Below are 20,988 nucleotides of genomic sequence, written 5' to 3' on the forward strand. Positions count from 1 at the left end.
TTGCCAAATAACTCAGGAAAATCAATATGTCGCGCGCAAACTGGGGCTCAAAACTGGGCTTTGTCTTGGCCACGGCGGGCTCGGCCGTCGGGCTGGGGGCTATTTGGAAATTCCCCTATATGGCGGGTAAAAATGGCGGAGGCGCATTTTTGCTGGTGTATCTGGCCTGCGTGTTTACCGTTGGGATCGGTATGCTTTTGGCTGAAATGCTCATTGGTCGTGCGGCACAAAAATCGGCAACGACGGCATTTCGCAATCTCAAAGGCGGGCTTTGGCCTTGGGCTGGGCGACTTTCGGTGTTGTGCTCCTTTGTGATTTTGTCGTTTTACTCGGTCGTCGGTGGCTGGACCTTTGCTTACCTGTACCAATCGATCACAGGGGCCGCGATCACGAGCAATATTGGCGAGCTCAATACGCTATTTGAGCAGTTCATTGCCAACCCGATGCTCGCCGTGATGTACACCGCGATGTTTTTGGGTGTGACCATGTGGGTTGTGTTGCGCGGCGTTGAAAAAGGCATAGAGCGTTGGAGCAAGGTGCTTATGCCACTGCTGTTTACGCTGATGCTGTTGCTGATTGGGCGCTCGCTGACGCTACCTGGCGCAATGGACGGCGTTAGTTATTTTTTCACGCCCAATTTCTCGCAAATCAATGCCTCGATGGTGCTCGATGCGATGGGCTTGGCGATGTTTTCGCTGTCGGTCGGTTGCGGCTTGTTGATTGCCTATGGCTCCTATGTCGCGCCCGACACCAATCTGGGTAAAACCTCATTGTGGATTACCTTGCTGGCCACTTTGGCGTGCATTTTTGCGGGGCTGTTAGTTTTGCCTGCGGTCTTTGCATTTCATGTTGATCCCGCTGCCGGCCCAGGGCTGACCTTTATTACCATGCCCGCTATTTTTGCCCAAATGCCATTTGGCCAATTATTTGCAATAGCCTTCTTTTTATTACTGATTTTTGCGGCGCTAACGTCTTCAGTTTCAATCTTGGAGCCGATTGTCGCGTTTCTGATGGATGAATTTGGCTTGGCGCGCAAACAAGCCACGTGGACTGCGGGCTTGAGTGTATTTACCTTTAGTATTCCTGCCGCACTGTCATTTGGCGTACTCAAAGACTTTCTGATTGCGGGTAAAAATCCATTCGATTTGATGGATTATGCCGCCAGCAATTTAATGCTCCCTGCAGGGGGCTTATTATCCGCGCTGTTTATTGGCTGGGCGATTTGGCCGCGGATTACTCAGGATTTGCGTCAGGAAGGCTCTGAACGCATTTTGCCGGTATTTCGCATCGTATGCGCTTGGGTGTCTCCAGCCGTGATTGGCGCCATCTGGTGGCACAGCCTGTAACAAATACAGCCCAATCGGCGCTATAACATTTGGCGCAGATTGGGCACAATGGGCGCGTGACTACAAATCCCTACTCCATTGAGCCAATTGGCTATATCGCGACGCCGTTTGCCGATAAATTTGGCATCCCGCGCCAACCGCAACTCGCTCCGCACGCCATTGGGACGCTTAAACTTGTCGCGCCCTATAATCGCGCAGAGTGCGTCCGCGGCTTGAGCGAGTTTTCTCACGTCTGGCTACAATTTGTGTTTCATGAAGTGGCTGGGCAATGGTCACCGACCGTGCGCCCTCCTCGTCTTGGCGGCAATGCCAAAGTCGGGGTCTTTGCCAGCCGCAGCCCGTTTCGCCCCAATTCTTTGGGCTTATCCTTGGTGCGCTTACTCAAGGTTGAGGTCAATCATGGCGTTGAGCTGACATTGGGCGGGGTCGATTTAGTTGATGGCACGCCGATCATCGACATCAAGCCCTATCTGCCTTTTGTTGAAAGCCAGCCCGAGGCAAAATCTGGCTTTGTCGCTGGCGCGCCAGCGCAATTGCAGGTGCAATTTAGCCCGCTGGCGCTGGCGCAAATTGCGCAGAGTGAGCTGCCCAATTTGCAGCCCTTGATTACAGAAGTGCTGGCCCAAGACCCGCGCCCCGCCTATGCGGATGATGCGCAACGAATTTATGGTATTCGGCTCTATCACTATGACGTTAAATGGCGTTGTGATGGCCAAATCGCTTGGGTCGAAGCGCTAGAGACGCTCGCCAACGACACATTTCACAAGGAATAAAACATGGTTTTCCCCCGCTTTATTCAATTTCCGGCGCTGATTGCCGGCGCAGTGTTACTCGCCGCATGCAGTACAACTGGCACTTCAAAAATCAGCCCTAGCCCCGAACCCACCATCAAACCAATTGTGCCAGCGCGAATTGGCTTGGCACTGGGTGGAGGTGCGGCCAAAGGCTTTGCCCATATTGGCGTGATTAAAATGCTCGAAGCCAATGGCATCAAAATCGATATTGTCAGCGGCACCAGTGCAGGTAGCGTGGTGGGTAGTCTGTACGCCAGCGGCATGGACGCATTTGCCCTGCAAGAAAAAGCCGTAGCGCTCGATGAAAGCCAGATCCGCGATGTCAATTTGATTGGCGGCGGTCTGGTCAAAGGCCAAAAACTACAAGACTACGTCAATCAGCAAATCGGCAATCGCCCATTTGAAAAGCTCGCCAAACCTTTCGCCGCAGTCGCCACCGATCTGGATAATGGCAATCGCACGGTGTTTAATCGCGGTAATGTCGGTCAAGCTGTTCGCGCGTCGAGCAGTATTCCCGGCATTTTCTCCCCCGCCATCATCGCAGGTCATAAATATGTCGATGGCGGCGTGGTGAGCCCAGTGCCCGTGGATGCGGCGCGCGAAATGGGCGCTAATTTTGTGATTGCAGTCGATATATCAGCCAAAGCCAATGGCAAATCATCGACCAGCACGCTGGGTATGATGAATCAAGCGATTGTCATCATGGGGCAGAAATTGGGCGAGCAAGAATTAGCGCGCGCCGATGTCGTGATTACGCCCAAAGTCGGCAAAATTGGCGCGGCTGATTTTGACCAGAAAAACGTCGCCATTTTGGAAGGCGAAAAAGCAGCGCTGGCCGCCTTGCCGCTGATTCGCAAAAAACTCAATGAACGCTACGCAGCCAATAGATAGGGTATATGCCAGAAGATCAATCAGATAATAAACTTGAGAGCAATACCCGCAGACCCCATATCTGGGTCGATGCGGATGCCTGCCCTGTAGTCATTAAGGAAATCCTGTTTCGCGCGGCAGAGCGCCTAGCCCTGCCGACCGTCTTGGTCGCCAACCAATTACTGCGCGTACCACCGTCCAAAGTGATCCGCGCGGTGCAAGTAGCACATGGTTTTGACGAAGCCGATCATTGGATTGTCGAGCAAGCTTTGCCCGGTGACTTGGTGATTACCGCCGATATCCCGCTGGCGGCACGAACGGTAGAAAAAGGTGTTGCGGCGCTGAACCCGCGTGGTGAATTTTACAGCGCCGAAAATATCCGCGAACGCCTAAATATGCGCGATTTTATGGAAGAGCTGCGCAGCAGCGGCCTGCAATCAGGTGGCCCTGCACCGTTTAGCCAAGCCGATCGGCAAGCATTTGGTAAATCGCTCGATCGCTTTTTAGCCAAAATTAAAAAATGACTCGACTCAATTTCGCCTAGGTACAGGCCCGGTAAACCTCAAGCAGCGATACCTTGCCTTCCTTGGCCAAATCATTGCCATAGCGCAGCATGGATTTCATCCCTGCGCTACTAGCCAATTTGAAAAGCTGGTATTCGGTAAGCGTATTTGAAAAGTGCTCCCGCAGCGTGGCATCGGGCTCGAGCAATTCGTACACCGCTAATCGTCCTTTGTAGCCGTGCATATCGCATTGTTTACAGCCCTTGCCTACCCGATATGGGCTGGCATCTTTCAAACCTAATTTATGTTGCACCAGCTCGGAAATCACTTCGGCTTGCAAGCAATGCGGGCAATTGTGTTTGACCAGCCGTTGCGCCAGCACGCCCAGCAAAGCCGATTTTAATAACTGCGGCGAAATCCCTAATTCCAGCAAGCGTGGCACCACCCCACAGGCGGAGGTGGTGTGCAAAGTGCTAAGCACCAAATGCCCTGTCAATGCGGCCTCAAACGCCAGCAGAGCGGTTTCAGCATCGCGGATTTCGCCGATCATAATAATATCGGGGTCTTGCCGCAGTACGTGGCGCAAAGTCTGAGGAAACCCAAAGCCTTGCGACGCCAAAAGCTGGATTTGCACCATCTGCGGCTGATGAAACTCGATCGGGTCTTCAATCGTGACGATATTGATCCCCTCACGCACAATGGCCTGCAGCATCGCGTACAGCGTCGTGCTTTTGCCCGAGCCAGTCGGCCCCGTCACCAAAATCAAGCCACTTTCTTTGCGTATCATCTCCTTAATGCGCAGCAGATCATTGCCGCTATAGCCAATTTCCTCGAGCGAACGTAATGATTTAATGCCGTTCAAAATCCGGATCACGACATTCTCGCCAAAAGGCGTCGGCATAATCGAGACCCGCAAATCGACATCCTGATTATTGATATGCAGCAAGATACGTCCGTCCTGCGGCAAACGATGTTCGGCAATATTCATCGACGCCAAAATCTTGATCCGGCTCACCAGCGCGGCGTGCAGATGCTTTTCAATCGAGCGCGCAGGATGCAGCTCGCCATCGATACGAAATGCCAGCCGTAATTCAGTTTCACCGGGGCGCAAATGAATATCCGACGCCCCCATCGTAACGGCTTCGGAAATAAACGAATTCACCAGTTTCACAATGGGTTTTTGCTTGGCCAAAAATTCGGCTTCTTGCCAGATTCGGGCATCGTTATTCACGGGCACCCGCTCCGTGCGGCGGCTTTCTTCCTCAATTTGCTCGGTAATCAGGTCATAAAACTGACGAATTCGCAGCTCGATCTGACTATGCTCAGCCAGAACGATCATCACATTTTTCTGTAAATGAAATCGCAATTCGTCATACACCAATTGCGTCGGTAAATGATCCAGGCTGTGTAAAAACGCTACGCCCTACGTGGGTTATTTTGCCTAACCAATTTGAATCACGCGCGTGTTGCTTGAAGTAAACGTAAAACTTCATGAATAACACCACTAAAAACAGCAATTAAAAGGCCTTTCAGCCCTTCATTGCCACCAACATTGCTTGATTTCCCATTATGTTCATAACTCGCTTCATGTTATACGCGAGTATATGCAAACTCATCTCTGTACTGACGTGCTTCAAGGTCTTCATTAGGAAATGCGTTGCCCCCATCCAGGCTTTTAGCGTCCCAAAGGGATGTTCAACGGTCTGCCGTCGAACACGCATTGCATCTGGTTGCAATTCCAATCGCTGCTGCGCTTTTTCCAGTACGGCCTCATGCTCCCAGCGACTCACGCGCCGGTAATCACTCGGTGTACATCTGGTCTTGAGCGGGCAACGTGGGCAGTCAGAACTCCAATACCGGCTCATATAGCGCCCAGCTTCCAAGCTCACAAAACGATGAATTAGTCGGCTATTGCCTGGGCAGACATATTCATCACGAGCTGGGTCATAGTGGAATTCATCTTTGCCAAAGCGCCCATCTGCTTTAGCACCTGAGGTTTGCGGTTTCGGCACCAAAACCGTAATGCCCGCCTGTTCACACGCCAGTATTTCATCACCGTTGTAATAACCTCGGTCTACGACCACCTCTATTGTTTCTTGTGCGAGGACTGCTTTGGCTTGTTGGGCCATATTGGCCAGCTGCGTACGGTCATGCCCTTGATTGGTGACCTGATGCGCAATAATTAAATGGTGCTTGGCATCGACAACGGTTTGCACGTTATAACCCACAACACCACTGCCACGGCCGCTGGTCGCCATGGAACGGGCATCTGGGTCGGTGAGTGAAATCTGTTTGTCTGGCGTCTTGGCGAGTTGAGCCTCGACCTCATCCAGGCGGGCCATCTGCGACTTCAGTCGCGCCAACTTGTCCTGCAAGCGAGCGACCTTGGCTTCTGCAATATCGGGCTGTTGCCGGTCTGCAATTTCCATCTCCCGCAGGTAACTTGCAATGTTCGCTTCGATTTGCTCCCGTTGCTTCGCGAGTTTGTTGCTGGTGTAGTTGCGGTCGCGATGATTAACGGCTTTGAACTTGCTGCCATCAATTGCCACAATGGCGTTGCTAAATAAACTGAGTTGCCGACATAACTGGACAAACTGCCCGCAAACCTTGCAAATCGCTGGCCCATTATCTTTGCGGAAATTGGCGATGGTTTTAAAGTCGGGCATTAAGCGACCGGTGAGCCAAATCAGCTCTAGATTCCGGTGGGCTTCACGTTCCAAGCGACGGCTAGATTGGATTCTGTTGAGGTAACCGTAGATATACAGCTTGAGCATCGTGCTGGGATGGTAGGCTGGGCGGCCAGTGGCTTCTGGCTCAACCCCATCGAAACCGAGTGCCTTTAAATCTAGGTATTCAACGAACTGGTCAACGACCCGGACGGGGTTGTCCGCGCTGATATAATCTTCCAAGCATTCAGGCAGCAGCAATGTTTGGGTTCTGCTTTCACCTACAATGAATCTGGGCATAGAATCATCCTTGGCGGAGAGTTCCAAGAATTATACCGGTCGAGTGTTTATGTGTTTTTACACAGCCTGGATCCGAGGCCACCACAAAAGTATTGTTTAAGTTCAGTAGCGGCAAAACAGTGTTTTTCCGCGCAACCGCGGCAGGCAATAAGCTCGTCAGTTCATGCGTTAAAGTAAAGCCGTCAAGATCGACCGATGGAATACCAATCTGCCGATACAGCAGCAATTGCAGGGTTTTATTATCGACCATCCCCAAATCAAGCAGCACATCACCCAGTCGCTTATCCGGCATTACTTTTTTCAGCTTGATGGCATCGTTGAGCATTTCCTCGGTGATTGCGCCTTCACGCAACAAAACTTGGCCGATCGGCATCACGGCAAGCTCTTTGGCGCGCTCCAGATATTCATTGAGTTCTTGGGCGTCTTTGATTTTTTGTAGTTCAGATTGACGTTCCATAGCCGCACCACCGTTGAAAATAAAATCGAAAATGACTTACAGCCTTATCCGCTAGTTTGAATGTAGACCGAAAATCAAACTCGCAAACACTAATATTCATTTTTTCAAACCAGCGGTAATCAGCGAGTGCGATACCGCGATGGCAAACTAGCCAGCAGACTAAAAAACCGCTACAGTGAGATCAAACAGAACGAATGTTCAACAAATGGATCTCCACAAACTCCCTGCCCCACTACAAAGCAAGCTCGCCAAAATCGGCATTGGCCGACCATTTGATTTGGTGCTGCACTTGCCGATGCGTTACGAAGACGAAACGCATTTATACGCGATCGCCGATGCGCCGCTGGGCGCGGGCGTGTTGATCGAGGGCGAGGTTTTGTCATGCGAAGTGAACTACAAGCCGCGCAAACAGCTCGTGGCGCGCGTCAAAGACGCCAGTAGTTCGGTGATGGTACGGCTGCTCAATTTTTATCCCAGCCAAGCGCAACAACTCGCGGTGGGCAAGCGAGTACGGCTGTACGGCGAGATCCGTCGTGGCTATTTCGGCCCGGAGATGGTGCACCCCAAAATTCGCGTCGGTGGTGAAGTCAGCCTGCAAGAAGCACTGAGCCCCGTGTACCCAACGACAGCGGGGCTATCGCAGAATCAGTTAGCGACCTTAATATCTAAAGCGCTTAAGGCCGAGCCGCTCCCCGATACGCTGCCGCACGCCCTACTCGACGAAATCAGCCTGCCTGACTTTGCCAGCAGCGTGAAACTGCTGCACACACCGACGCCCGATATTCCGCAAATTTTGCTCACTGCGCGTACGCATCCAGCGTGGCAACGTTTGAAATTTGACGAACTACTGGCACAGCAATTGTCGCTGCGCCTTGCCCGCGCCGTGCGCCGTGAAAAAACCGCGCCGAAAATTGCCCCCGATGGCCGTCTGGCGGCGCAACTGATTGGGAATTTGCCATTTGGCCTCACCGGCGCGCAAAAGCGCGTGCTGCTCGAAATTAATAAAGATCTGGCGCAAAAACACCCGATGCAGCGGCTACTGCAAGGTGATGTGGGCGCAGGGAAAACCATCGTTGCCGCCGTTGCCGCGTGTCACGCAATTGAAGCAGGGTTTCAAGTGGCGATGCTCGCGCCGACCGAGATTTTGGCTGAGCAACATTATCAAAAATTATCGCAATGGCTGGTGCCGCTCGGCGTCAAAGTTATCTGGCTGGCGGGTAGCTTAAAAACCAAAGAAAAACGCGAAGCACTGGCTGCAGCAGCCGATGGCAGCGGCCAGCTTTTGGTGGGCACGCACGCTATTTTTCAGGCCAGTGTAGAGTTGAAGAACCTCGGGTTGGCGATTGTCGATGAACAACATCGCTTTGGCGTTGCGCAGCGTCTGGCGCTGCGCGAAAAAGGCGGCAGCCCGCACCAATTGATGATGTCAGCGACGCCGATTCCGCGCACGCTGGCGATGAGTTTTTACGCCGATCTGGATGTTAGCGTCATTGACGAGTTGCCCCCGGGGCGCACACCAATTGTCACTAAGCTGATTTCAGATGCGCGTCGCGATGAAATTATCGAGCGCATCGCGGCCAAAGTGCAGGAAGGTCGGCAAGTGTATTGGGTTTGCCCGCTGATCGAGGAATCCGAAACACTGCAATTGCAAACCGCCGTCGATACGCATGCGCAACTCTCGGAAGAACTCGAAGGCATCAGCGTCGGGCTGCTGCACGGGCGCATGAAAGCCGATGAAAAAGCCGCGACCATGGCGGCGTTTTCGCGCAATGAAATACAGGTTTTGGTCGCCACCACGGTGATCGAGGTAGGCGTCGATGTGCCTAATGCCAGCTTGATGGTGATTGAACACGCCGAGCGCATGGGCTTGTCGCAACTGCATCAGCTACGTGGCCGCGTCGGGCGTGGCGCGCATGCCAGTTTGTGTATTTTGCTTTATACGGGGCCACTGGGAGACACCGCCAAAGCGCGTCTCAAGGTCATTTACGAGCATACCGACGGCTTTGAAATCGCGCGGCAAGATTTGCAAATTCGCGGCCCCGGCGAGCTAGCTGGCGTCAAACAATCGGGCGTGCCGATGCTGCGCTTTGCAGATTTGGAAGCCGATGCCGATTTGCTCGAAGTAGCACGCGAAACCGCCGAAAGCATCTTGGCGCACAATCCACAGCTGGCACAACCGCATCTGGATCGCTGGCTGCCCGGGCGCGAAGCCTTGCTCAAGGTTTAGATCTGGATTTGGTGCTCAGCCCAAAATTTAATCCCAGCAAAGCCCAGCGCGTTGCATCGCTGCGCATTTATCACCTTATGCCCCTATTTTTTCGCCAAATGAGCTTGATAGTGACTACTATTAGCATTCATTAATTTACGGCATACGATCTTGTTCTCTCCGCCTAGTTTCCGTGCTGCAAGCATAATGGTTGTGCTGGTGCTGGCCGCTGCATTTGCCCTGATGCTCAAATTTGAAAATCAGCAGCGCCCTTATTTGCAGCAATTTAGCGAGTTCACTCGGCAAGATGCCGTCTGGCATAGTTTTTCGTCGATGGAAGAATTTCATCAACTGCATAACGCTACTGAACTCGCCCTGCGCAACCCTAAGCCAGAAACACTAGAGCAAGTCCGTCTTAGCTATGAAATTTTCGCGGGGCGAATTTCAGCCTTTCAAAATGGCGCCTACGATGCACTGACCAACCATAACAGTGCATTTCAAAAAAATATCAAGCTCATCAATCAATGGGTCAATAAAACTGATCTGGAAATCGCCACCGGACCGATGACGCTGGAACAAGTCAAAAAACTGGAGCCCGAGCTGCACCAGATTGAAGATCAGCTCAAAGAAGTCGTGCATTCATTGCAGGTCGAATTTTCGACGCAAATGGAAATTAGCAAAGCACATATCGACGAGCTGGCCAGCTATCGAATGGGGCTTTATGCATTGATGTTTGTTGTGATGGCCGGTTTTGCTTTTTTTGCACTACACAATCTGTGGGCCAGCCAGCAGCGCCAGATCGAACTGCTCGCCGCACAAGATAAAGCCATGCAAGCCAATGAAGCCAAAAGCCAATTTCTGGCCAATGTCTCGCACGAAATGCGAACGCCTTTAACGACGGTATTGGGTTATTCCGAGCAATTGCAACAAGACCCGACGCTCACCGCCAAACAAAGCCAAAGCCTAAACCATATTCATCATGCCAGCCGTTACCTGCTTAGTTTGATCGGCAACGTACTCGATATGAGCAAAATCGAGGTCGGTCGGGTCGTGCTCAGTAATGAAGTGATTTCGATTCCCGATTTGATTAACGAGCTTGAAGGCATGTTTTGGCATCAGGCTAAAATCAAAGGCTTACAACTTGAGTTTCACATCGCCAGTGATGTGCCTGCGTATGTGCAGTTGGATGGTGGCAAATGGCGTCAGATTTTGGTCAATTTGCTGGGCAATGCGATCAAATTTAGCGAGCAAGGCAAAATCGAGCTGCATTTAAGCGCCAGCAAGATCAATGACCATGATTTATTCCTAAACTGCACCATCGCGGATCAGGGCCTGGGTATTGCACCTGATGAGCACGATAAAGTCTTTGTACCATTTGCCCAAACCGCCAGTGGCAGACATATCGGCGGAACAGGGCTAGGGTTGGCAATTAGCCTTGAATATGCGCGCTTTATGGGCGGAGATATAACGTTCTGCAGCGCTCCAGATCAAGGTAGCCAATTTACGGCCAGCGTCGTTGCAGCCATTGCCGAAGCTCCCAACCTGAATGACTATGCCACCGAGAAAAACCTTAGCGGGCTTGGCGTGCTGATTGTGGAAGATCAAGCCATCAATCGCGAATTATTAAGCGATCTGTGCAAACGCTTTGGCGCGACGGTGTATAAAGCCGAACACGGTGCTCAGGCCTTAGAAATCCTAGTCCGCCATCCCAACATTGCCATCGTGCTGATGGATCGCAATATGCCGGTGATGGATGGGCTGACTGCCACACAGGAAATGCGCCAAAACTCATTTGCGCAACCCGTATTGATGATTAGTGCGGGGCTGCCACCTAGCGAAGCAGAGATGCAAAGCAGTGGACTTAATGCGTGGCTAAGCAAGCCATTTTCTACCGCGCAATTACATCAAGCGATGAATGCGCTACTGCATTTACCGAGCGATGGTAGCGCGTCTCTCACCGAGGCAGAATCCGCCGCCCCAGACGGAGTGCCACTGCTCGATGTAGAGGGTGCGTGTCAGCGGCTGGGCTATAACATGCAGCGCTATCAATTGATGGCGCAAAAAGGCCTAGATCGAATTGCCGAGATTATTGAAACTTGGCCGACCAGCGAGCCTGAAACCGAAAAAACCCGCCTTGCACATAGCGCCAAAGGGATAGCGCGGCAAATTGGTGCGGAACAACTGGGCGACTATTTTGCGCAGCTTGAAAACGACAGCGACAATCAGCTCGATTCACAACTACTGCTGGCGCAAGAACTCCTCGCCGCAACACGCCGACGTTTACAAATTATCGCCATTTAGCCGCGCGCGCCGCACACATTGCGCCATCCACAGCTCACGACTTGGCCGCACCAAAGCGTTTTACCAGCCGCCAAGTGAGTAAGACAAACAATATCGCGGCATAAATCATCGCCTGGGTCAGGTCTTTTTTGACCAGCCACCAATAATGCGTCACGCCCAAGATGGCAATGGGATAAACCAATTGATGCAACAAGCCCCAGCGCCGTTTGAGCTTGCGCATCATGGCATTGGTCGAGGTGATCGCCAGCGGAATCAACAAGACAAAGGCGGCAAATCCCACTGTGATAAAGGGCCGTTTGACCACATCACGCCAGATTGCGCCCCAATCAAAAAACTGATCCAGCCAGATGTAGGTCGTCAAATGCAGCACAACATAAAAAAACGCGTACAAGCCCAGCATCCGTCGATACTGCTGCCAACCACTCCAGCCTGTAATGCGGCGCAACGGCGTGATCGCCAAGCTCAGTAGCAAAAACACCAAGGTCCATGTTCCGCTAGAGCGAGTGATAAACTCGATTGGATTGACCAAATCCCCAGCCAATACCAAATACGTCGCACGGGCAAGCGGATACAAGCACACAACAAACCACAGCGCCTTGCTTTGTAGCCAGCGCGGCCAAGACCTTAACATACCACCACCCAGTATTGCTTCCATAGTAAATATCCAAAATATCCTGAGGAATATACCCCTAAAAGTACTTCGCCAAATCCATCCCTTTATACAGTTGCGCCACCTGATCGGCATAGCCATTAAACGGCAAAGTTTTGCGCTTCAAGATTTCACCAATCCGCCGCTCGCTGGCCTGACTCCAACGCGGATGATCGACGGCGGGGTTCACATTCGAGTAAAAACCATACTCATTGGGCGCTGATTTATTCCAACTGGTTTGAGGTTGCTGCGCTTGCAGGCGGATGCGGGTAATGGCTTTGATGCTTTTAAAGCCGTATTTCCACGGTACGACCAAACGGATCGGTGCGCCATTTTGATTGGGCAGCACTTCGCCATATAAACCCACCGCCAAAATGGTGAGCGGGTGCATGGCCTCGTCGATACGCAAGCCTTCGCGGTACGGCCAATCGAGCACGGGGGTAAGCTGCCCCAACATTTGCTTGGGGTCATGCAATGATTCAAAGGCCACAAATTTGGCATTTCCCGTCGGCTCTACTTGCTTGAGCAAACTGGCCAGCGGAATTCCGATCCACGGAATCACCATCGACCAGCCTTCGACGCAGCGTAGGCGGTAGATGCGCTCTTCGAGCGGCGCAAGTTTGAGAATATCCTCTATCCCAAACGTGCGCGCCTTCCCTGCCTCCCCCTCGACGATGATTTGCCACGGTTTGGTTTTCAAGCGGGAGGCATTCGCAGCGGGGTCGTCCTTGCCGGTGCCAAACTCGTAGTAATTATTGTAGGAAGTGATTTCTTTGAGCGTATTGGCTTTGTCATTGGTCGAAAAAGCACTGGGCGTGGCTTTGAGCGCCGCCATCGCTTCGCCGGCGAGCAAAACGCTGCCCGCTGCGGCCGTCATAAATTGTCGGCGGTTGATAAATACATCGCGTGGCGTGATGTCGGATGGGGCAATATCGCTAGGACGACGAATCAACATAACAGCTCTCCAGTGAGTTCTGCCAGTTTAGTCGCGCCAGCCGCGCCAATCTATCGGCGCTGAAAATAAAAAAACCTTCGCGAGGCGAAGGTCAGGCTGCTGACAAAGTGGAAAACTTCTTTTTTCAAGTCTCGGCAAAGCCGAGCCTCAGCAATAAGGCATAAGATGAGCAGCCTTTATGTTTGATTCCCACCTCTCCCGTCCCCTCCTTGAGGGGAGCCTCGCTACGCGAGTAGGATTTGTCATCAATCTGGCCTTCACCAGGCAAAGGTTTTTTATGTGATAAATCTCCGCTCGCTTAGCGACGCGTCAAAATCCACTCGGCCATTTGTTTGGCTTCGGCATCTGTTACCGCATTAGCAGGCATCGGCACCTGACCCCATGCGCCCGAGCCACCTTTTTGGATTTTCGTCGCCAGCTTCGTCACGGCACCTTTATCGCCTTTATATTTGGCAGCAACGTCTTTATACGAAGGACCGACCAGCTTTTTATCGGTGGCATGACAGGCAAAACAGCTTTTCGCCTTCATCAGGTCTTCAACACCCGCCGCTTGTGCGACGCCGGCCACGAGCAAACTTGCCAGCAGCGCACCGCCCGCCACACTGAATTGATGCACTTTCATGCTTTTCTCCGGTCAATAAGAAATAAGTTTAATGATTACTGGCTACACAGCCGCTATTGGAGCATGGCATAGAATACAGAAAGCACAATCGACTTAAATCAAAAAAATGCACGAATTAGCCTGCGCAAAACCCATAGAACAAGCGACAATAGCCACCTTACTGAGCAGGTGAATACCATGGACTACTTTCCGCTTTTTATTAATCTCAAACAGCAGCCATGCATGATTGTCGGCGGTGGCGATATCGCCGTGCGCAAGATGCGTCTATTGGCCGCGGCAGGTGCAGACATCACCGTAGTCTCGCCCGAGCTGTGCGATGAAATGCGCGAAATGGTCAAACATGGCAAAGTCCATTGGCGCCCTACTGAGTTTTCACTCTCGCACATTGCGGGGCAACGCCTCGTGATTGCCGCCACCGATCACGCCAGCGTGAATCAAGCCGTGTTTGTCGCCTGCGAAGCAGCGGGTATTTTGGTGAACTCGGTCGATGATCCGGCGCACAGCCGCTTTATCACGCCAGCGATTGTCGATCGCGCACCGCTGACGATTGCGCTGTCCACCGGCGGCGGTGTGCCCGTCTTGGCGCGGCATTTGCGCGCGCAGCTCGAAGCGATGATCCCACACGGCTGGGGCGACTTGGCCAAATTGGGTAGCGATCTGCGCGGTTTAGCGAAAGAAAAACTCCCTGACACCGCCGCACGGCGTGAATTTTGGGAAAACGTGCTGGCGGGGCCGATACCCGATCAAGTCTTCTCCGGCCAGGTTGAAACCGCACGTATTGCCCTGACCGAAGCATTAGAAAAGGGTCAGCAGCCGATACGTGGGGCGGTATATCTGGTGGGTAGCGGGCCGGGCAACCCAGACCTGCTCACTTTCCGCGCGCTGCGTCTGATGCAGCAAGCCGATGTGGTCGTTTACGATAATCTGGTGTCCAAAGAAATCATGGAGCTGGTACGCCGCGATGCCGAGCGTATTTACGTTGGCAAAAAATCAAGCAATCACGCGCTGCCGCAGGAAGAAATCAATTTGTTGCTGGTGCGTCTGGCGCAGGAAGGCAAAAAAGTACTGCGCCTCAAAGGCGGCGATCCTTTCATTTTTGGTCGTGGTGGCGAAGAAATTGCCGAGCTGGCGGCGGCCGAGATTGCGTTTGAAGTCGTTCCCGGCATCACCTCGGCGGCTGGCGCATCGTGCTACGCGGGTATTCCGCTAACGCACCGCGATTACGCGCAATCGGTCACCTTTGTGACCGGTCATCGCCGCGCGACCGAGAGCGACGCCGATAAACTCGAGCTCGATTGGCCACGTTTGGTCAATCCGAGCGAAACGGTGGTCGTGTATATGGGCGTTGCGCAAGCCGGGTATATTGCTGAGCAGCTTATTGGACATGGTCGATCAGCCGATACCCCCGTTGCCATTATCGAGCGCGCCACAACCGCGCAGCAACGCGTTGTGATTGCCAACCTGAGCAATCTGGCCGAGCAAATCAGCGCCGCACACATCAAACCGCCTGCCTTACTGATTATTGGTGACGTAGTGAAACTGCACGAGCAACTGAACTGGCGACACTAATCTGCTAGCTCAAGCGCTGGCGGTGAAAATCGCCAGCGCAGCAATGCGGGAAATACCACAGCAGGCACCGCTAGCCAATATGCGGCGGCGCAATGCACAATCTGGCATTGCCGCCACCAAAGCTCGCCATGAATCTCGCCAATGCCTGCCGTTTGATCTTGCTCGCCGCCATCTGGGGCGCATCGTTTTTATTTATGCGCATCGCCGTACCCAGTCTGGGGCCCATTTGGCTGATCAGCGCACGCATCGGTTTGGCCGCCGTATTCCTCGCGCTCGTGGCTCAAATATTAAAGCAGCCATTTGCATTCAAACATTGGCGCGAATATTTAACCCTCGGCCTATTGAATACCGCCCTGCCTTTTTTGGCCTATGGCTTTGCTGCGCGCACATTAAATGCGTCGATGATGGCTATCTTGAACGCCACCGCGCCGATCTGGGGCGCGGTGATTATGGCGCTGATCGTGCGCAAAATGCCGAGTTTCAAAGTCGGGCTAGGTCTGCTGATCGGCATGAGTGGCGTTGCGGTGCTGCTTGGCTTTGACCACATCATCGACAAACCCGGCGCGACCTTGGGCATCGTGGCCTGTCTGTCTGCCACGCTGTGCTACGGCATCGCCAGCGCCTATACCAAACTCAAAGCCAGCCACATCGCGCCATTCCAAGTTGCCAACGGCAGTATGTGGGGCGCCAGCTTGTTTCTACTTCCTCTGTTTGTTAGCAGCCAGCCCGTCAGCACACCACCACCCACCGTTTGGCTCGCCATCGCAGGCTTGGCGATTTTGTGTACTGGTGTGGCGTATTTACTCTATTTCCGCCTCGTGCGCGAAATCGGCGCAGCATCGACGCTAACCGTCACCTTCTTAATCCCCTTGTTTGGCGTATTGTGGGGCGCGCTATTTTTGGGTGAACACATTGGTGGCAATACCCTGATTGGCGCAATGATTATTTTGCTAGGCACAGCTTTAGTGACGGGTTTCAAACTTAGCATAATTAAATCACGCTAGAATTTAATGATTCACTGATATTCCTGTTGCGTTGAGCTCACTATCATTGATTGCATCTGCTTTGAAACTGAATATCTTTTCTAAATAAACCATCATAAAATCATTAAATTACACCAAATAAGAATATTCTAATTAATTATCAAGTCATATATAAATTAACCGCTCGTCATATTCTTCCAAATCAAGTTTTATTTACCCATCGTTCATCGCTAAAATCTCCAATTGCTTACCGCTTAATTACACCAAACCAAGCGCCAAATTAGGAGAGTCTGATGAACCGCACCAATAAATTACTAGCAGCCTTGATCGCGAGCATGTCTTTACATGCTCACGCCAATATTTTCACTTATGAAGTGATCCAAGACTTCGGCTCAGTGCAGAATTTTGTCGATTTCAGCAATCTGCATGCTGAAGCATCAGGTGATTTCCACCTGCCAAAAAATTACAAATATGAATACAACCCTGCCACCCAAGCAACAGAGCAGATCGAAATCCCGTATGCACCTTGGGCGAACAGCAACTACTCCGCCATCCGCATTAAAGAAACAGGATCCATCGAGCAAACAGGCGCCGCAAATTTACGCACTCGCCAAGTGGGTAATGTCATTGAGACCCAGCAACGTTTTGTGAATTACACCAAAGTATTTGATCAAACTAGCCTAAACATTAATGCTGGCCTTTATCTGTATGACGCATCAGGTTCGGGCTCGTTGATGTTTTCGGGTACGTTCCAGCTCAATGATAAAGCGAAAGATGTACCGAATCTGCCCAACTTTTTGAATGGCTCGGTGAACGCCTATAACAGCTTTGATGCAACCCTGATCAACAAGCGTAATCAGCGCCCCGTAGCTGATATTGATATGAATAGCTCTTTCACCGGTTTTAATGAAAGCGTTAGCATGTGGAATGGCACTGCTAACTATTCAACATTTGGCCAAACTCAACACGCTTTGTCATCTGACCCAACCTCATTTAGCTTTGTGATTGACGCGTCACGCTTTAATAAGGGCAATATCAATTTGAGTATTAATGCCGGAACGTGGACGCAGAAAATTATTTCCGAGACCAATGGCGAAGAATGGCGCACGATCAGCACCGCTCCAGTTCCAGAGCCAGAAACCTACGCCTTGATGGGCATGGGTCTGGTCGGTTTGCTCGCTGCGCGCCGCCGTAAATTGGCCAAGTAATCTGCGCCACTCTAAAGCCCCAAGCCCGCTGCTGCGGGCTTTTTTCTTGCGCTCGCTGCCGCCGATCGGCCAGACCCTACGCGGCCCTTTTTAAATCAGAATTCATTTGACATGCATCTCGCTTGGCGATTAAATAACTAACCAGTCAGTTATTTAAGTAAAGATCCAGATCATGTCCGAAGCACCACGCAATTTACGCCGCAAAGAAGCCCGCCCCAGCGAGATTATCGAGGCGGCTTTGCAGCTTTTTCATCAAAAAGGTTTTTCCGCGACCAAGATCGACGAAGTGGCTATCGCCGCCGGCGTCACCAAGGGGACGGTTTATCTGTATTTCCCCAGCAAGGAAGCGCTGTTTAAAGCCGTAGTGCAAGAGCGCGTTTTGCCCAATTTGGCCAAGATGAACGAAGCGGCGAACCAGTTTGCAGGCAGTCGCGCCGATTGCCTTGCCTATGTGTTGCGCGGCATGGCGCAAGCCTTGAATGAATGCAATGGCAGCATTTCCAAATTGATGATCGCCGAGGCGGGCAATTTCCCCGAGCTGGCGGCGTTTTATAACGACGAAGTCGTGCAGCCCATGCATCGCGCCATCCGCCAGATACTCTCCGAGGGTATTGCCCGCCAAGAATTCCGCGAAATGGATTTGGAGCATATGCCCCGCATTGTGATTGCGCCGATTTTCATGGCCAATATCTGGCGCCACACCTACGGCCATCTCGATGCCCAGCCCTTGGAGCTGATGCAGTACGCCGAAATACAAATTGACGTTTTATTGCGTGGCCTGCTGGCCACACCGGAGAATAAACAATGAGCGAAGCGATCGAGAACGCACCTAAAAAACAGGCCAAAGGCCGATTGATTTTGGTGCTAATTTTAGGCGTTGCCGCCGCAACCATCGGCTACCGCATCTGGTGGTCGAGCGGGCACGTCAGTACCGACAACGCGCAGGTTGAAGCGCATATTGTGCCGATTTCGGCCCGCGTTGGCGGCTACGTGAAATCGGTTAAAGTCGAAGACAACCACCACGTTGCCCCTGGCAGCACCTTGGTTGAAATTGACCCGCGCGATTACATCGTACGCGTCGCGTTGGCCGAAGCCGATTGGCGCAATGCGCAAAGCGTGTCTGGGCAAACTGGCCAATCGGGGCAGGCTTTGGCGCAGATCAGCGCCGCCAGCGCCAATGCTGCGGCAGCCGCAGCGCAAGGCCAAGCCGCACAATTGGCGATTGCCGAAGCACGCGCCAATGCCAGCAAAGCACGCAATGATTTGAAACGCTCGCAAGAACTTGCGGCGCAAAAAATGGTCAGCCAAGCCCAGCTCGACGCAGCGCAAACGGCTCTCGATGTAGCCGAAGCCAAAGTACAAACGCTAACTGCACAGCAGCACGCCAGCGCCGAGCAAAGCAATGCTGCGCGCCAGCAAGTGGCCGTTTCAAGCGCAGGGCTAAAATCCGCCGAAGCCAAAACTTTGGCTGCAGAGGCGCAATTGGCCTTAGCCAAAAATCAGTTGATCGATACTCAAGTGAAAGCGCCGACTGCCGGGATTATCAGTAAGAAAAACGTCGGCGAAGGCCAGATGATACAAGCGGGCCAAACGCTGATGTATATGGTGCAGGATGGCGATCTGTGGGTGGTGGCCAATTTCAAAGAAACCGAAATCAGCAAAATTCGCCCCGGGCAAAAAGCCGAAATCAAGCTCGATGCGAATACCGATTTGAAAATCAGCGGCGTGGTTGATTCATTCAGCGGCGCAACGGGTGCGCGCTTTACGCTGCTGCCGCCCGACAATGCGACGGGTAACTTCACCAAAGTCGTGCAACGCGTGCCGGTCAAAATCAAGCTCGACCCCTTGCCAGCGAACGCCAATATTCGCCCCGGCATGTCGGTGGATGTAATGATTGATTTGAAAACCGCTCAGAAATGAAATCCATCCTCCCTTCCCTCTCGCGCTCGACAGACGACGCGAGCATCCACCAGCATCGCTACATTATTGCGATGACGGTAACGCTCGCTTGCGTGCTCGAATTGCTCGATACCAGCATTGTGAATGTCGCGATCCCACACATGATGGGTAGCTTGGGCGCGACGCTGGATGAAATTACTTGGGTATCGATTGGCTACGTCGTGGCCAATGTCATCGTGCTGCCAATTTCGGGCTTTCTGGGTAATTTATTTGGCCGGCGCAATTATCTGGTGTTGTCGATTGCGCTATTTATTGTCGCGTCGATTGCTTGCGGCAACGCGACATCGTTACCCGAAATGGTGTTCTGGCGCATTGTGCAAGGCTTGGGCGGCGGCGGGCTAATTGCGACCGCGCAAATGACGCTGTTTGAAGTGTTCCCCGCCAAAGAAATGGGCACGGCGATGGCGATTTTCGGCATGGGCATTATGCTCGGGCCGATGCTGGGGCCGACCGTTGGCGGCTGGCTCACCGATCAATACAGTTGGCCGTGGATTTTCTATATCAATCTGCCACTGGGGCTAGGCGCGCTGCTGCTCACGCTGCTGTATGTGCCGGACTCCAAGCTGCGAAAGGCGGTGACGCACATCGACTTTGTTGGCCTCTTGCTGATGGCCAGCGGCATTGGCGCGCTGCAACTTTTGCTCGAACGCGGCGAAAAACTGGAATGGTTTGATTCGTGGGAAATCGTGACCTACACGGTGCTCAGCATCGGTGCGATTGGCGCGTTTATCATTCGCCAATTGGAGCATGATCATCCGCTGGTTGACCTGCGCGTGTGCAAAGACGGGCAATTTTCGGCCGGGCTGGCGATTACCTTTTTGCTCGGCGCGTCGCTTTTTTCTACCGTATTTATTTTCCCCGTCTACGCCCAAACGCTGATGGGCTACACCGCGTGGCAGACGGGTTTGCTGATTCTGCCTTCAGCGCTGGCTTCGGGCTTAACGATGCCGATTTCGGCCAAGCTGGTTGATCGCGGCATGCCGCCACGACTGCTGATTACATTGGGTGCGAGCATCTTTTTGTATTCTATGTGGATGCATCACCATTTCACCACGCAATCGGGCATCAGCGATTTTATGTTACCGCTGATTGTGCGTGGGATCGGGCTGGGGATGATTTTTATGCCGCTCAATAGCCTGTCGATGGCCAATTTGGCGCCGACCCAGATCGGCAGCGCAACCGGGCTTTACAACCTGACGCGCCAGCTTGGCGGTAGTGTGGGTATCGCTCTGTCGGCGACATTCGCAACCAAATTCGCGCACATCAACACCGATGTTTTGCTGGAAAATCTGGGTAGCGATACGGCAATGGAGCGTTTGGCGGGGCTGAAAAATATGCTACTGGGTAGCGGCACGCCAGCCGCAGCTGCCGAGCAAGCGGCCAATGCGCTAATGATGCAGATTGTCAGCAAGCAAGCCTTAATGCTCGCCTACGAGCATCTATTTATGCTGTTTGGTTTTGCGATGATTTCGGTTTTACCGCTCTTGGTGTTTATGAAGAAAACCAAGGTGCGCGCTTCTGCTGATGCAGCGGCTCACTGAAATTTATCACTGGTATATGCCTGAAAATCAATTTTAATAAGGTCTTCAGGCATATACCT

At 52.4% G+C, this 20,988-nt stretch carries 17 protein-coding genes and 1 pseudogene; 12 read left to right on the forward strand and 6 right to left on the reverse strand.

The genetic code is table 11. The annotated features are described in order from the left end of the window. Positions 1 to 26: 26 nt before the first annotated feature. From HQ393_RS09425 to HQ393_RS09440, 4 genes are read left to right on the forward strand one after another with little or no spacing between them, the layout of a single operon-like run. Positions 27 to 1,346 (forward strand): sodium-dependent transporter, encoded by a 1,320-nt coding sequence (locus HQ393_RS09425; protein WP_179354965.1) that lies wholly within the window; start codon positions 27 to 29, stop codon positions 1,344 to 1,346. 56 nt (positions 1,347 to 1,402) lie between these two features. Then, on the forward strand, positions 1,403 to 2,119 hold the full coding sequence (gene tsaA / locus HQ393_RS09430; protein WP_179354966.1) for a tRNA (N6-threonylcarbamoyladenosine(37)-N6)-methyltransferase TrmO: 717 nt from the start codon (positions 1,403 to 1,405) through the stop codon (positions 2,117 to 2,119). Positions 2,120 to 2,122: 3 nt separating this feature from the next. Then, positions 2,123 to 3,031: a patatin-like phospholipase family protein gene (locus HQ393_RS09435; RefSeq protein WP_179354967.1), complete on the forward strand. Its 909-nt coding sequence runs from the start codon at positions 2,123 to 2,125 to the stop codon at positions 3,029 to 3,031. A 5-nt stretch (positions 3,032 to 3,036) separates the two neighbouring features. Next, positions 3,037 to 3,534: a YaiI/YqxD family protein gene (locus HQ393_RS09440; protein ID WP_179354968.1), complete on the forward strand. Its 498-nt coding sequence runs from the start codon at positions 3,037 to 3,039 to the stop codon at positions 3,532 to 3,534. Positions 3,535 to 3,550: 16 nt separating this feature from the next. Here the strand turns inward: HQ393_RS09440 and HQ393_RS09445 are convergent, their stop codons facing one another. From HQ393_RS09445 to HQ393_RS09455, 3 genes are all read right to left on the reverse strand, one after another. After that, on the reverse strand, positions 3,551 to 4,879 hold the full coding sequence (locus HQ393_RS09445) for a GspE/PulE family protein (RefSeq protein ID WP_218871113.1): 1,329 nt from the start codon (positions 4,877 to 4,879) through the stop codon (positions 3,551 to 3,553). Positions 4,880 to 5,042: 163 nt separating this feature from the next. Then, entirely contained in the window at positions 5,043 to 6,479 is a 1,437-nt protein-coding gene (locus tag HQ393_RS09450) for an IS1182 family transposase (protein WP_179354970.1), read from the reverse strand. 4 nt (positions 6,480 to 6,483) lie between these two features. Continuing rightward, positions 6,484 to 6,936: a cyclic di-GMP-binding domain-containing protein, MshE-related gene (locus HQ393_RS09455; RefSeq protein ID WP_179354971.1), complete on the reverse strand. Its 453-nt coding sequence runs from the start codon at positions 6,934 to 6,936 to the stop codon at positions 6,484 to 6,486. Between the two features lie 175 nt (positions 6,937 to 7,111). Here HQ393_RS09455 and recG point away from each other — a divergent pair, with 175 nt between their 5' ends. Then, positions 7,112 to 9,163 carry an ATP-dependent DNA helicase RecG gene (gene recG, locus HQ393_RS09460; protein ID WP_281361459.1) on the forward strand — a complete coding sequence of 684 codons (2,052 nt, stop codon included), beginning with the start codon at positions 7,112 to 7,114 and terminating at the stop codon, positions 9,161 to 9,163. Positions 9,164 to 9,313: 150 nt separating this feature from the next. Beyond that, a complete protein-coding gene (locus tag HQ393_RS09465) occupies positions 9,314 to 11,443 on the forward strand; it encodes an ATP-binding protein (RefSeq protein WP_179354973.1) in 2,130 nt (709 codons plus the stop codon). Positions 11,444 to 11,477: 34 nt separating this feature from the next. Here HQ393_RS09465 and msrQ read toward each other — a convergent pair whose 3' ends face one another. From msrQ to HQ393_RS09480, 3 genes are all read right to left on the reverse strand, one after another. Beyond that, positions 11,478 to 12,098 (reverse strand): protein-methionine-sulfoxide reductase heme-binding subunit MsrQ, encoded by a 621-nt coding sequence (msrQ, locus tag HQ393_RS09470; protein ID WP_179354974.1) that lies wholly within the window; start codon positions 12,096 to 12,098, stop codon positions 11,478 to 11,480. Positions 12,099 to 12,132: 34 nt separating this feature from the next. Then, entirely contained in the window at positions 12,133 to 13,047 is a 915-nt protein-coding gene (msrP, locus tag HQ393_RS09475; protein WP_179354975.1) for a protein-methionine-sulfoxide reductase catalytic subunit MsrP, read from the reverse strand. 298 nt (positions 13,048 to 13,345) lie between these two features. Beyond that, positions 13,346 to 13,669 (reverse strand): c-type cytochrome, encoded by a 324-nt coding sequence (locus HQ393_RS09480; RefSeq protein ID WP_179354976.1) that lies wholly within the window; start codon positions 13,667 to 13,669, stop codon positions 13,346 to 13,348. A 177-nt stretch (positions 13,670 to 13,846) separates the two neighbouring features. Here HQ393_RS09480 and cysG point away from each other — a divergent pair, with 177 nt between their 5' ends. From cysG to HQ393_RS09510, 6 genes and pseudogenes are all read left to right on the forward strand, one after another. Continuing rightward, positions 13,847 to 15,238: a siroheme synthase CysG gene (gene cysG / locus HQ393_RS09485; RefSeq protein WP_179354977.1), complete on the forward strand. Its 1,392-nt coding sequence runs from the start codon at positions 13,847 to 13,849 to the stop codon at positions 15,236 to 15,238. 92 nt (positions 15,239 to 15,330) lie between these two features. After that, a complete protein-coding gene (locus HQ393_RS09490) occupies positions 15,331 to 16,242 on the forward strand; it encodes a DMT family transporter (RefSeq protein ID WP_218871115.1) in 912 nt (303 codons plus the stop codon). Positions 16,243 to 17,336: 1,094 nt separating this feature from the next. Then, positions 17,337 to 17,429, forward strand: a pseudogene (locus tag HQ393_RS18110) (PEP-CTERM sorting domain-containing protein); the annotation flags it as partial. A gap of 172 nt (positions 17,430 to 17,601) precedes the next feature. Next, the gene (locus HQ393_RS09500; RefSeq protein WP_179354978.1) at positions 17,602 to 18,237 is read left to right on the forward strand and encodes a TetR/AcrR family transcriptional regulator; all 636 of its coding nucleotides are present in this window, start codon (positions 17,602 to 17,604) and stop codon (positions 18,235 to 18,237) included. Next, positions 18,234 to 19,349 (forward strand): HlyD family secretion protein, encoded by a 1,116-nt coding sequence (locus HQ393_RS09505; RefSeq protein WP_179354979.1) that lies wholly within the window; start codon positions 18,234 to 18,236, stop codon positions 19,347 to 19,349. Before HQ393_RS09500 ends, HQ393_RS09505 begins: the two co-directional genes overlap by 4 nt. Next, entirely contained in the window at positions 19,346 to 20,929 is a 1,584-nt protein-coding gene (locus HQ393_RS09510; protein WP_179354980.1) for a DHA2 family efflux MFS transporter permease subunit, read from the forward strand. The genes HQ393_RS09505 and HQ393_RS09510 overlap by 4 nt, the downstream gene beginning before the upstream one ends. The last annotated feature ends 59 nt before the right edge of the window (positions 20,930 to 20,988 follow it).

The organism is Chitinibacter bivalviorum (genome assembly GCF_013403565.1).
In the GTDB taxonomy this organism is placed as follows: Bacteria; Pseudomonadota; Gammaproteobacteria; order Burkholderiales; family Chitinibacteraceae; genus Chitinibacter; species Chitinibacter bivalviorum.